Origin of the sequence: Cupriavidus alkaliphilus (assembly GCF_900094595.1) — a bacterium.
Classification (GTDB): domain Bacteria; phylum Pseudomonadota; class Gammaproteobacteria; order Burkholderiales; family Burkholderiaceae; genus Cupriavidus; species Cupriavidus alkaliphilus.
The window spans coordinates 76,400-90,274 of the sequence record NZ_FMAD01000011.1; the positions used below are offsets into that span (position 1 = coordinate 76,400).

The window sequence follows — 13,875 nt, forward strand, 5'->3', positions numbered from 1 at the left end:
GTGGGGCCTGTAGCCCTCATGGCTGCGTTGGCGGATGGCGTGCGCCGGGGCGGATGCCACGCCATGCGTCGGCGCGCGCGCGCAGCGCCGGGGTGCCGAACCACGCACGCACCTCGGTATCGAGCCGGCGCTGCCAGTTGGGGTGGCCACTGGTGGTGCCGGGCAGGTTGGGCTGCTCGGCCAGGCCCAGCAGGTCTTCCACCGGCAGCAGCCGCATCGCGGTGCGTGCCGTGCCCAGCCAGGCCAGCACTGCGTCCAGCGGCGCGCGTTCCGGCGCGGGGACGGCGCCGCTGCATAGCCCGGCTTCGCACAAGGCCTGCCAGAGCGCCCCGCGCTCGCGCGCGCGGCCGTCCTGCGCCTGCGCCAGGGTTTCGCCGGGCGCCAGCAGCCGCAGCCGGTCGCGCCACGCCAGGTCCTGGCCGGCCCACCAGCCGGCGACGGTGGGCAGGTCATGCGTGGTGGTGGTGGCGACGGCATCCGCGGGCCAGTCTTGCGGTGGCAGGAAGGCCGCTGCCCCGGCTTCCTGGTCAGCCAGGTCGGCGGCATCTTCGGTTGCCTCATCCCGAGCCTCGTCCTGCGCGCGCGCCTCGCGCTGGAACCACAGCACGTCGATGCCCAGCACGCCGCGCGCCGACAGCGCCTCATTCAGCTCCGGCGGCACCGTGCCGAGGTTCTCGCCGATGACGATGGCGCGATGCCGCCACGACTCGAGCGCCACCAGCCGCAGCAAGTCCTGCAGCGGATAGCGCAGGTAAGCGCCGTCGCTGGCGGGCGCGCCGGCCGGCACCAGCCACATGCGCGCCAGGCCCAGCACGTGGTCGATGCGCAGTCCGCCGGCGTGGCACAGGTTGGCGCGCAGCATCTCCAGGAACGCCGCGTAGCCGTGCCGGCGCAGGCCGCGCGGCGAGAACACCGCCACGCCCCAGTCCTGCCCGAGCGGGTTGTACAGGTCCGGCGGCGCGCCGGCATGGAAGCCGGCCAGCGTTTCGGCCTGGCGTGTCCAGGCCTGGCTGCCGCCGGGGTCGGCGCCGACGGCAAGATCACGGATGATGCCGATGGCCATGCCGGCGTCCCGCGCCGCGCGCTGCGCCCGCGCCAGGCCATCGTCGGCCAGCCATTGCAGGAAGGCGTGGAAGGCGACGTCGTCGGCGTGAGCCTGCGCAAAGGCGGCCACCGCGGCATCGGCCGGGGAGCGCAGCGTGACCGGCCAGCAGCGCCAGTCCGGCGCGGCGTGCTGGTTGTTGCCGTTGGCGCTGTCGCCGAGCCGTCGGGCCTGGATGGCCTCATAGCACGCGTGTGCATGCAGCGCCGTGCCGCCGCGCGCGCGGAACGCGGCATAGTCGTCCAGCGCCGCGCGCGGCAGCAGGGACTCGCGGCGCTGCCACAGCCAGCGCACGATGGCGTAGCGCAGCGGCGCCAGCGCGATCCAGTCGATCTCGCCGCGGGCGTCGAGCGCCTGCAGCGTGTCGGCCGCGCCCAGGCCGGCGATGGCGGCATCCACCGCGGCCTGGCCGAACACCGTGGCAGGGTCGGCATAGAGCGGGTTCAGGAACAGCCGGCTGGATGGCGCATACGGGCTGTAGCGCTCGGGCAGCGCGGCGAAGGGCGCATGCAGCGGGTTGATGGCCATGGCGTCCGCGCCGGCGCGCGCGGCGCTGGCGCAACCTTCGGCCAGCGCGGTCAGGTCGCCCATGCCGCAGGCCGCGCCGCGCCGCAGGCTGTAGAGCTGCACCGCCAGGCCCCACGGCGGCGTGCGCGCGCCTTCGCCCTCCTTGCCCCGGCCGGCATGCCGCAGCGCGTCGGCAACGCCGTAGCAGCGCCGCGGCGCCACCGCCAGCGTGGCATGGGCATTGCCGAGGTCCAGCCGGTGGTAGCCGCAGACATCGATGGCGGGCAACTGCATCAGCGCGGCATCGGCACCCGCGCCGCGCACCGCGGTGCCGGCGATGATCGCGCCGTCTTCCAGCGTCACCCGGTAGGCGCGCTGCGGCACGGTATGCGGCCACGGTACCGCGACCGGCAGGCCGCGTTCCGCCGTCAGCAGCGGCGGCAGCGCATGGGCCGCGTCGTCGGCGGCCAGCCACGCGTGCGAGGCGGCGCACTGGCCAGGACTGCCGCAGGGCAGGCCCAGACCTTCCAGCACGCGCCGCAGGGCCGCGTCGCCGACCTCGCGCGGCTGGTCCCAGGCATCGGTCCAGTGCGGCTGCAGGCCGGCGCGCAGCGCCAGCGCGTGCAGCGGCGAGGTTGCGCCTGCGCGGCTCACGCGTGGTCCTCCGGAGGCGTGGGGGCCTGCGCAGCCAGCAGCACCAGCGAGTGGGCGGCGACCGGCTGGGACTCGTGCACCTGCGTGCCAGCCAGCTCGGCGTCGCTGGTCTCGGGCCGGCTGCTGTCGAACAGCAGGGCCCACGGCAGCGCGGGCTCGGGCAACTGGAAGGTAGCGTCGCTGTCGCCGGCGTTGAGCAGCAGCAGCGTCACCTGCACCGCGCGCGCATCGTCCGGCGCGGCGTCGGCCAGCGATCCCAGCAGCGGACGCTCGGGCTGCGGCGGCGCGGCGGCGCGCCGCAGTGCCAGCGTGCGGATCTCCGGATCGGCCCATTCCTCTGGCGTGGGGGGCTTGCCGTCGGTGTCGAACCAGGCAATGTCGGCAATGCCCGGCGCCAGTTCTTCGCGCCCGTGGGCAAAGCGGTCGCCAGTCAGCGCATGGAGCTTGCGCCGCAGCGCCAGCAGCCGGCGCACCATCTGCTGCAGCGGCTGCGCGCCGGGCGCCTGGGCCTGCTTCCAGTCCAGCCACGACAGCTCGTTGTCCTGGCAATAGGCATTGTTGTTGCCGTGCTGGCTGCGGCCCCATTCGTCGCCGGCGGTCAGCATCGGCGTGCCTTGCGAGAGCAGCAGCGTGGCCATCAGCGCCTGCGCCACGCGGTTGCGGCGCATCAGGATGTCGGGGTCGTCGGTGGGCCCTTCGACGCTGCCGTCCGGGCTCCAGTTGGCGCTGGCGTTGTCGTCGGTGCCGTCGCGGTTGTCTTCGCCATTGGCCTCGTTGTGCTTGGCGCTGTAGCTGACCAGGTCGGCCAGGGTGAAGCCATCGTGCGCGGTGATGAAGTTGATGCTGGCCCACGGGCGCCGGTGGCGCCGGTCGAACAGGTCGGCCGAGGCCGCCAGCCGCGCCGCCATCTCGCCGCGGTGCCCGGCGTCGCCGCGCCAGAAGCGGCGGCTGACGTCGCGGAACTTGTCGTTCCACTCGGCAAAGCCCGGGGGGTGATTGCCCAGCTGGTAACCGCCGGGGCCCAGGTCCCAGGGCTCGGAGATCAGCTTGACGCGGCTCAGCACCGGGTCCTGCATCAATGCATCGAAGAACCCCGAGCCGGCGTCGAAGCCGTTGCCTTCGCGCCCGAGCGTGCTGCCCAGGTCGAAGCGGAAGCCGTCGATGTGGTAGCACTGCACCCAGTAGCGCAGCGAATCCATCACCATCTGCAGCACGCGCGGATGCGACAGGTTGAGGGTGTTGCCGCAGCCGGTGTCGTTGATGTAGTGGCGCTCGTCGCCGGGCACCAGCCGGTAGTAGCTGGCGTTGTCGAGTCCGCGCCACGACACCGTCGGGCCCAGCTCGTTGCCTTCGCAGGTGTGGTTGTAGACCACGTCCAGGATCACTTCGATGCCGGCGGCATGCAGGCGCCGCATCGCCACCTTGCATTCCTGCAGCTGCCCGGTGCCGAGGTAGGCCGGCTCGGGGGCGAAGTACGACAGCGTGTTGTAGCCCCAGTAGTTGCGCAGGCCGCGCTCCAGCAGGAAGCGGTCCTGCAGGATGGCGTGCACCGGCAGCAGCTCGACGGTGGTCACCCCCAGCTGCACCAGGTGGTCGATAAAGCGCGGATCGCACAGCGCGGCGAAGGTGCCGCGCAGGTTGGGCAGCACGTCGTCGCGCAGCATCGACAGGCCGCGCAGGTGGGCCTCGTAGAGGATGGTGGCGGGCCAGGGCACTGCCGGCGGCCGGTCGTCGCCCCAGTGAAAGCTTTCGTCCACCACCACCGCCTTGGGCATGGTCGGCGCGCTGTCGCGGCGGTCCGGCGTAAGGTCGGCGCGCGCGCTCTGCAGCCGGTAGCCGAACAGCGCGTCGGACCAGCGCACCGGGCCGCTCAGCTGGCGCGCATAGGGGTCCAGCAGCAGCTTGTGGGGGTTGAAGCGGTGCCCGTGGCCGGGATCGTAAGGGCCGTGCGCGCGATAGCCGTACAGCGTGCCCAGCGCCGCGTTGGGCAGGTAGCCATGCCAGATCTCGTCGGTGCATTCAGGCAGCGGCAGCCGCGCCAGTTCCTTGCGACCGTTATCGGAAAACAGGCACAGCTCGACGCGCGAGGCGTGCGCCGAGAACACCGCGAAATTGACCCCCAGCCCGTCCCAGTGGGCGCCCAGCGGAAACGGCTTGCCCGGCAGCAGCCGGTCAGCGAACTGGCGGGTCATGTCGCGGCGCCTTCGCTGCCGTCACCCTGGTCGAAGCGCAGCACCAGCGTGGCCAGCGGCGGCAGCGTCAGCGCCAGCGAAGCCGGCTGGCCGTGCGAAGGCACCTCGACCGCCATCACGGCGCCGCCGTTGCCGACGTTGCTTCCGCCGTAGGCGGCGGCATCGGTATTCAGGCATTCCCGCCATGCGCCGGCAAAAGGCACGCCGACACGGTAGCCCTGGCGCGGCACCGGCGTCATGTTGACCACCGCCAGCACCACCTCGGGGCTGTCCGCCCCCGCGCGGCGCAGCCACGCGAACACGCTGTTGTGGTTGTCGTCGCCGACTACCCACTGGAAGCCTTCGGGGCTGTGGTCCAGCGCATGCAGCGCGGGCAGCTCGCGGTAGAGCCGGTTCAGGTCGCGCACCAGCGTGTGCATGCCGCGGTGCATGGGTTGGTCCAGCAGCGGCCAGTCGAGCTCGGCATCGTGGTTCCATTCCTGCCACTGCGCCAGCTCGCCGCCCATGAACAGCAGCTTCTTGCCGGGATGCGCCCACATGAAGCCGTAATAGGCGCGCAGGCCGGCAAAGCGCTGCCAGTCGTCGCCCGGCGCCTTGCCGAGCATCGAGCCCTTGCCGTGCACCACCTCGTCGTGCGACAGCGGCAGCACGAAGGCTTCGGACCAGGCGTAGACCAGGCCGAAGGTCATGTTCTGGTGGTGCCAGGCGCGGTGGACCGGCTCATGGGCCAGGTAGTGCAGGGTGTCGTGCATCCAGCCCATATTCCATTTGAAGTCGAAGCCGAGCCCGCCGCTGGCCACGCTGGCGGTCACGCCGGGCCACGCGGTCGACTCTTCGGCGATGGTCAGCGCGCCCGGGCAGCGTTCATGGACCACCGCGTTGAGTTCGCGCAGGAAGTCCACCGCTTCGAGGTTCTCGCGGCCACCGAAGCGGTTCGGCACCCATTGGCCGGGCTGGCGACTGTAGTCGCGGTAGAGCATCGAAGCCACCGCGTCGACGCGCAGGCCGTCGGCGTGGAAGTGCTCGAGCCAGTGCAGCGCGCCGGCCAGCAGGAAGCCGCGCACTTCGTTGCGGCCCAGGTTGTAGATAAGCGTGTTCCAGTCCTGGTGGAAGCCTTCGCGCGGATCCTGGTGCTCGTACAGCGCGGTGCCGTCGAACTGCGCCAGCCCGTGCGGATCGGTGGGGAAGTGCGCCGGCACCCAGTCCAGGATCACGCCGATGCCGGCCTGGTGGCAGCGGTCGATGAAGGCGGCAAAGGCCTGCGGCGGTCCCAGCCGCGCGGTGGGGGCATACAGCGACAGCGGCTGGTAGCCCCACGAGCCGCCGAACGGGTGCTCGGTGATGGGCAGCAGCTCGATATGGGTGAAGCCCAGTTCCTGCACGTAGGGCACCAGCCGGTCGGCCAGGAGGTTCCAGCCGTGCTGCGCGTCGTTGGCCGCGCGCAGCCACGACAGCACGTGGACCTCGTAGACCGACATCGGCGTGCGGTACGGGTCGCGCTGCTGGCGGCGCGCCATCCAGTCGTCATCGTGCCAGGTGAACGGAGGCGCGCCCTGGCCGGGACCGGTCACGACCGAGGCGGTGGCGGGCGGCGGCTCGGCGGCCAGCGCCAGCGGGTCGGCCTTGTCGGGCAGTTCGGTGCCGTGCGGGTCGAGCAGGTCGTACTTGTAGCGGCTGCCCGGCTGCGCCCCCAGCGCGGCGGGGACGAACAACTCCCAGATGCCGCTGGGATGGCGCAGCCGCATCGGATGCCGCGCCGGGTGCCAGCCGTTGAAGTCGGCGATCACCGAGACCCGCCGCGCATTCGGTGCCCACACCGCGAAGCGCACGCCGTCGATGCCGTCCACGCGCTGGCATTGCGCGCCCAGGCAGGCGCTCAGCTCGAAGTGCCGGCCCTCGGCGATCAGGTGCAGGTCCAGTTCGCCCAGCAGCAGGCCGAAGGCGTAGGGGTCGGCGCTGCACTGCTCGGTGCCGTCGGACCATTGCACGCGCAGGCGGTAAGCCGCGGCGCCGGTGCCGGTGCCGCGCGGCAGGCGCGCGGCGAACACGCCGCCGCCATGCAGGCGCTCCATCTCCGCCAGCGGCGCGCCGCCGGCATCGGCCAGCTGCACCGACGCCGCCCCGGGCAGGCAGGCGCGCACCAGCGTGGCGTCGCCATCCGGATGCGGTCCCAGCACGCCGAACGGATCGGGATGGCGGCCGCCCAGCAGGGCGTCGAGTTCATGGCCCGGCAGCAGTCCGGCCTGCTTGCCGGTGCGCGGGTCGCCGCCGGCGCTGGCGGGGGGGCTCATGGCTGGTCTCCCAGTGGCGCCAGCTTGCGCAGCAGGCGAGCCAGCCCGCTCGCCGGCAGGTCGATCCACGCGACCCGGTTGGCGGCTTCGTACTCGACCTCATACGCCGCGCGTTCCAGCAGGAACAGGTCGAGCAGCGGCTGCAGCTGGTCGGGCGCCGCCCATGGCGCGGGCGCGGCCTCCATGTGCTGGCGGTAGCAGCTCAGGAAAGCTTCATTGGCGGTGCTGCGGAAGCGCTCCAGCAGCACCGCGCGCCGTTCGGCCAGCTGCGGCGGCAGCTCGCTGTGGGTGCGTTCGCGGCGGTCGGTGCCGACCGTGGCCGCGGCATAGTCGAGCGAGCGCAGCAGCCCCGCCACGTCGCGCAGCGGCGAGGTCTTGCGCCGGCGCCAGTCCAGCGACAGGCCGGGCTCGCCTTCGAAGTCGACCAGATACGTATCGTTCTGCGCGATCAGCACCTGCCCCAGGTGGAAGTCGCCGTGGATGCGGGTCTGCAGGCTGCCCGGCGCAGCGGCGGCAAGCTGCTCGACCAGCCCGGGCAGCGCGTCGCGCGCGGCCATCAGGGTTTGCACATCGGCCTCGAAGGCCGGGCTGGCAGACTCGGCGGCGGGCCGCGCCTGCAGCCGGTCCAGGGCGCGCTGCAGCGCCTCAATCGCCTGCCCGGCCCAGGCGCGTGCATCGTCCGCGGTGGCGGGCAGCGGCGTGAAGGCGTCGTCGTCGCTGGGGCGCGCCAGCACCTCGTGCAGTTCGGCCAGCCGGCGCCCCAGCGTGCCGGCCAGCGCGGCGTAGCCGTTCATGGCCTCGGCGAACTCGTCCTCGCTGTCCTGTGACGGCAGCGCATCGTCGATGGCGCGGCCCAGATAGTCCAGGGTCCAGTCCCAGCCGTTGCCCTGGTTCAGGATATAGCCCTGCAGCAGCATCATGGTATGCGGCACGCCGTCCGGCCCGGTGCGCACCACCTCGCCGAGCAGCGCCGCGGCGTGGGCATAGCCCTGCGCGGTCAGGTAGCGCGTCATCTCGGCTTCGGGGTGGATGCCGCCCGAGAGCCGGCGCACCAGCTTGAGCACTGCGGTGTTGTTGTACGACAGCGAGCTGTTGGACTGCTCGGCCGACATGTACTCGATCGGGTCGCGTTCCAGTTCCAGCGCGGCCAGCCCGGGCTCGGCGCGGAAGTGGATGATGTCGTGCCCGGCATGGACCTGGACATCGTTGCGCAGGGCGCGCACCACCTCGCGCGCGAACGGTTCGACCACGAAGCCGTCGGTGGCCAGCCCCACGCGGCTGCCCTGGCGCACACGCGCCATCGACAGCCCGTGCGCCAGCTGCGAGACCCCGTCGGCGCTTTCGCGGTCCCACAGGATGCCCACCGGCAACTGGTAGCGCTCGGTGCGCCCGGGCAGCGCCACCTCGACCTCGCCCAGGTAGATGTCTTCGCCGGCGCTGCCGCGCGCAAACGGCAGCAGGTAGGCCAGCGCGACGCGCTCGATGCGCTCGTGCTTGGCGCCGAACCAGCGGCGCCGGCCGATGTAGTGCGGCAGCACCTCGCTGGCCATCAGCCGGCGCGAGGCCTCGGTCAGTTCGGGCCGGCCGGTGTTCTGCATCACAAGGGTGATCTGGTCTGGCATTTGTTCGGGCGCCTCCACGTGCCACGACGGCGGCTGCGCCTCGTCGCTCAGCACGAACCAGTAGAAGCCATAGGGGGGCAGCGTCAGCAGGTAGGTCAGCGTGCCGATCGCCGGGAACGGCGTCGCGCCCATCATCTCCACCGGCACGCGGCCGTTGAAGGCGGACAGGTCCAGCTCAACCGCCTGCGGCGCGCGCGACAGGTTGGCCACGCACAGGATGTGCTCGCCCTCGAACTCGCGCAGGTACGCCAGGATCTTGCGGTTGCCCGGGAACAGGAAGCGCAGCGTGCCGCGGCCGAAGGCGCGGTGCTTGCGCCGCAACGCCAGCATGCGCCGCATCCAGTTCAGCAGCGAGTGGGGGTCGCGCGCCTGCGCCTCGACATTGACCGCCTCGTAGCCATACAGCGGGCCCTGCAGCGGGGGCAGCACCAGGCGCTCGGGATCGGCATGCGAGAAGCCGCCGTTGCGGTCGGGCGACCACTGCATCGGCGTGCGCACGCCGTCGCGGTCGCCCAGGTGGATGTTGTCGCCCATGCCGATCTCGTCGCCGTAGTAGATCACCGGCGTGCCCGGCATCGAGAACAGCAGGCTGTTCATCAGTTCGATACGGCGGCGGTCGCGTTCCATCAGCGGCGCCAGGCGGCGGCGGATGCCCAGGTTGATGCGCGCGCGCCGGTCGGTGGCGTAGACCTCCCACAGGTAGTCGCGCTCGCTGCTGGTCACCATCTCCAGCGTCAGCTCGTCATGGTTGCGCAGGAAGATCGCCCACTGGCAGTTGGGCGGCACCTCCGGCGTCTGGCGCATGATGTCGGTGATCGGGAAGCGGTCTTCGCGCGCGATCGCCATGTACATGCGCGGCATCAGCGGGAAGTGGAACGCCATGTGGCATTCGTCGCCTTCCGGCTCAGGCCCGGTCAGGCCGAAGTACTGCTGCGCATCCTCCGGCCACATATTGGCCTCGGCCAGCAGCATGCGGCCGGGGAAATGCTGGTCCAGGTGGGAGCGGATGCTGCGGATGACGGCGTGGGTCTCGGGCAGGTTCTCGTTGCTGGTGCCTTCGCGCTCGACCAGGTAGGGCACCGCGTCCAGGCGCAGTCCGTCGACCCCCATGTCGAGCCAGAAGCGCATCACCGACAGCACTTCGTTGAGCACCTGCGGGTTGTCGAAGTTCAGGTCCGGCTGGTGCGAGTAGAAGCGGTGCCAGAAATACGCGCCCGCCACCGGGTCCCAGCTCCAGTTGGATTTTTCGGTATCGCAGAAGATGATGCGCGTGCCGGCGTAGGCCTGGTCATGATCCGACCACACGTAGTAGCGGCGCGCCGCGGAGCCGGGCTTGGCCTTGCGCGCGCGCTGGAACCACGGGTGCTGGTCCGAGGTGTGGTTGATCACCAGCTCGGTGATCACGCGCAGTCCGCGCGCATGTGCCGCGGCGATAAAGCGCCGCGCGTCCGCCAGCGTGCCGTAGTCGGGGTGGACGTTGCGGTAGTCGGCAATGTCGTAGCCGTCGTCGCGGCGCGGCGACGGATAGAACGGCAGCAGCCACACCGTGTCGACGCCCAGGTTGACCAGGTAGTCGAGCTTGCCGAGCAGGCCGGCGAAGTCGCCCACGCCATCGCCGTTGGCGTCGAAGAAGGACTTGATGTGCAGCTGGTAGATGACCGCGTCCTTGTACCAGAGCGGATCGGCGTTGAGCAGGGCGGCGCTGGCGGTTTCGGTAAGGCGTTTCATCCGTGTCTCCACGTATGCCTGTCAGGCGCCGTGCGGGTCGGTCGAGACCGGCGCAGCAGGTGGGCGGGGGGCGGGACGTTCCAGCGGCTGCACATGCCAGACCGCGAACGGCAGCTGCGCGGGGTCGAGCCGGATGCGCTGGTGCTTGCCGCGCAGCTCGAAGCGCTGGCCGCGCATCAGGTCCTGCACCGCCAGGCCGGCCTGGTCGGGCAGGCCCCATTCCCACAGCGGGATTTCGATATCGGCATCGTGCGCGGTGCGCGGATCGAGGTTGATCGCCACCAGCAGCACGTCGTCGCCGAACAGGTAGTCGGTGCCAGGCACGAAGCGCGCGAACCACAGCACCGCGTCGCTGCCGGCCTGGTAGAAGCGCAGCCCCAGGTGGTTCTGCAGCGCGGGGTGCCCGGCACGGATCTCGTTGAGCCGCGAGATCTCGGCAACGATATTTCCGGGCTGCTGCCAGTCGCGCACGCGCAGCTGGTATTTCTCGGAGTCCAGGTACTCCTCGCGCACCTTGCCGTCGAGCACGAACGGCGCGCTCTCGCACAGCTCGAAGCCGCTGTACATGCCCCACAGCCCGGACAGCAGCGTCGCCAGCGCCGCGCGGATCAGGAATGCGGGGCGGCCGCCGTGATGCAGGAAGTAGGGGTTGATGTCGGGGGTATTGACGAAGAAGTGCGGCCGGAAGAAATCGCGCAGCGGGCTCTGCGTCAGCTCGGTCAGGTACTCGGTCAGCTCCCACTTGGCGTTGCGCCAGGTGAAGTAGGTGTACGACTGGCTGAAGCCCAGCTTGGCCAGGCGCGCCATCATCTTGGGCCGGGTAAACGCCTCGGCCAGGAAGATGGTGTCGGGGTGGCGCGCGCGCACGTCGGCGATCATCCATTCCCAGAACGGCAGCGGCTTGGTGTGCGGGTTGTCGACGCGGAAGATGCGGATGCCGTGGTCGGCCCAGAACATCACCACGTCGCGCAGCGCCTGCCACAGCGCGGCACCGGCCGGCGGCGCGGCGTAGAAATCGACGTTGACGATGTCCTCGTATTTCTTCGGCGGGTTCTCGGCGTAGCGCAGCGAGCCGTCGGGCCGGTGCGCGAACCACTCCGGATGGTGCTTCAGCCACGGATGGTCGGGCGAGCACTGGATCGCGAAGTCCAGCGCCAGTTCCAGGCCGTTGGCCGCGGCGGCGTCGATCAGGCGGCTGAAGTCCTCGAACGTCCCCAGCTCGGGATGCAGCGCATCGTGGCCGCCTTCGTCGCCGCCGATGGCATAGGGGCTGCCCGGGTCGCCCGGCTCGCTGCGCAGGCTGTTGTTGCGGCCCTTGCGATGGGTGCGGCCGATCGGGTGGATCGGCGGGAAGTACAGCACGTCGAAGCCCATCGCGCGGATCGCGGGCAGGCGCGCGATGACGTCGTCGAAGGTGCCATGGCGCTGCGCGTCGTTGCTTTGCGAGCGCGGAAACAGCTCATACCAGCTGGCGTAGCGCGCGGCCAGCCGGTCGGCCTCGACCGGCATCGCGACCGGATGGCGCGACGCGAACGGGCGTCCGGCCGGGGTCTGCATCACGGCCTGCATGGCCGCGGCGGTGCGCTCGGACAGCAGCAGCTGCAGGCGGCGTTCGTCATCGCCGGCGGCGGCGGTCAGCTCATCGACGATGGCGGACAGTTCGCTGTCGATGGCGGTCTTCTGGCTGTCCTTCCTGCCGGACTTTTTGCCGTTGCCCGCCTTGCCGTTGCCCGCTTTTCCATTTCCCGCCGGCCGCAGCAGCGCATCGGCCACCAGCCGCGCGCCTTCCTCGGTCTCGAGCGCGACGTTGAGTCCCGCCGCGCGCTTCTTGCCGATCTCGTCGAGCCAGCTGGCGTAGGTGTCGCGCCAGGCCTCGACCGTGAATTCATGCCGGCCCAGCGCCACCAGCGGGAAGCTGCCTTCCCAGCGGTCGTTGATGCCGGGCTGCATCGGCGTCTCGCGCCAGTCGCTTTCGCCCGGCGCGCGCCACAGCACCGCCGCGGCCAGCTTGTCGTGGCCATCCATCCAGATATCGGCGCTGACGGCGACGCGCTCGCCCACCACGCGGCGCACGGCGAAGCGGCCGGCGTCGCAGGCGGGCTCGACCTGTTCGATGGCGATGCGCGGCGCCTCCATGGCGGCCACCACGCTGCCCAAGCCGGTGACCGCCAGGGTTTCGTGGCCGTGCGGCGCGGTCGCGTCGGGCCGCGGCATGCCGGGCCGGGTCAGCGGCACCGGCGGCACTTCATACAGGCGGATATCGGCCGGCGCCAGCGTGATGCTGGACAGCGCATCGAGCCGGCTGGTGCCGTCGAGGGTGCCGCCCGGGCCGCCCGCGGCCGGCTCCAGGCGGGCGCTGGCATGCGGCATGGCGCTGAGCACGCGGTCGGCGCCGAGGCTGGCCGGCTCCATCGGATCGGGATTGAGCACCACCGCCAGCGCGGGACCGGCATCGGGCACGGCCGGATCCTCGCGGCGCGGCGCGGCATCGGTCCCGTTGCCATGGCCGTTGGGGGCGGGCAGGCGCGCCAGCACGGTCAGCGGCGCGTCGGGGCCGCTCAGCAGGCGCACCGCCAGCGCCGGCGCGGGGTCGCGCGCGGCCAGCCAGGTATTGGCCTCGAGCACTTCATGGGTGATGTCGTAGGGCACGCCGTCGTGCGCGTGGCCGTCCGGCGCCAGCGGATCGCGCGCCTGCGCGCCGCCGGTCTCGAAACCCGCCGGCACCAGGATGCCGTCGCCGATCGCCGCGGCGGTCCACAGCGCGCGCCGCGCGCTGAGCGCGTCATGGCGCGCCGGCGCCAGCGCCGGCGCCGCGAGCACCCGGCCGAGGCGGCGCAGCCGCGCCATTTCCTCGGTCAGCCAGGCGCTGCGGTAGTCCCACCACGGCAGCGAGCAGAAGGCGCCGTCGAAGCCGGCGGGCGCCAGCTCGTCGAGCTGTGCCGGCGTCAGCCCCGGGGTCCACGCGAGGAAGCGCGGCGTGCCGCGCGCCGTTTCCGGCACCGCATCGCCGCGCAAGGTTGCCAGCAGGGCGGCCCAGGACTCACCGGGCACGCGTGCCGGCGCGCGGCAGCAGAAGCCGGCGGCGCCGGCGGCCCACGCCAGGCGCAGCCGCGCCGCCCACCATTGCACCAGCGCCTCGGCAATCTGGCGGTCATGCCAGCGCAGGCGCGTGCCGGGGATGTGGTTGTCAGTCTCATGCGGCGCGAAGGCGGGCGCCGCGGTGTCGATCCAGGCGGCATCGGGAAGGTCGTCGGTCCCGGCGGCGCCATCCGCCATATAGCGGTCCAGTGAAATATCGAGCAGGGGGGCCAGTCCATGCCGGGCGCACGCCGCGAGCGTGTCGTCCTCAGGCAGGTGCGGCCAGCCGCCGATCAATACGTGGTCGAACCCCAGTGCCGCCACGCGCTGCAGCGCATGTTGATCGGCTTCGGGCGTTCCGGTCAGGTCGATCTGGCAGATCCGCACATGTCCTCCCGGTGTTTCGCTCCGGCGGAGCAACAAAAAACCCGGAGCGGCGCCTTGCGGCCAGCCGCCGGGATGGCTCAGCCATGCGAAGTGCGTGCCAGCGCGCCCGCGCGCGGCGACGGGCCCGTTCACCGAGGCACCGCAAGGGCGTGCGGCGCCGCGGCGCATGTGCCGATTCGGCAACGGCTTGTAAAAAGTACTGGTGGCCGCCGCGTTGATGGAAATATTCGCGCAAGGCCGCGCGCGCTGCCGGCCGGTGCATTCGCCGGTATGGTTCTTGCCCCTGTGAGCCCATGCGTGCCATGGCCGGCACG

The 13,875-nt window shown here is 71.6% G+C and carries 5 protein-coding genes; all 5 read right to left on the minus strand.

Features of this window, described 5'->3' with window-relative positions:
• Positions 1-16: 16 nt before the first annotated feature.
• From malQ to GA0116996_RS21620, 5 genes are read right to left on the minus strand one after another with little or no spacing between them, the layout of a single operon-like run.
• A complete protein-coding gene (malQ, locus tag GA0116996_RS21600) occupies positions 17-2,263 on the minus strand; it encodes a 4-alpha-glucanotransferase (protein ID WP_092315689.1) in 2,247 nt (748 codons plus the stop codon).
• A complete protein-coding gene (gene glgX, locus GA0116996_RS21605) occupies positions 2,260-4,455 on the minus strand; it encodes a glycogen debranching protein GlgX (protein ID WP_092315691.1) in 2,196 nt (731 codons plus the stop codon). The genes malQ and glgX overlap by 4 nt, the downstream gene beginning before the upstream one ends.
• Complete coding sequence (gene glgB / locus GA0116996_RS21610) at positions 4,452-6,746, minus strand: 1,4-alpha-glucan branching protein GlgB (RefSeq protein WP_092315693.1); 2,295 nt, start codon at positions 6,744-6,746, stop codon at positions 4,452-4,454. Before glgB ends, glgX begins: the two co-directional genes overlap by 4 nt.
• Positions 6,743-10,096 carry a maltose alpha-D-glucosyltransferase gene (gene treS, locus GA0116996_RS21615; protein WP_092315695.1) on the minus strand — a complete coding sequence of 1,118 codons (3,354 nt, stop codon included), beginning with the start codon at positions 10,094-10,096 and terminating at the stop codon, positions 6,743-6,745. The genes glgB and treS overlap by 4 nt, the downstream gene beginning before the upstream one ends.
• Positions 10,097-10,117: 21 nt before the next feature.
• Entirely contained in the window at positions 10,118-13,561 is a 3,444-nt protein-coding gene (locus GA0116996_RS21620) for an alpha-1,4-glucan--maltose-1-phosphate maltosyltransferase (RefSeq protein ID WP_092315697.1), read from the minus strand.
• Between the last annotated feature and the right edge of the window lie 314 nt (positions 13,562-13,875).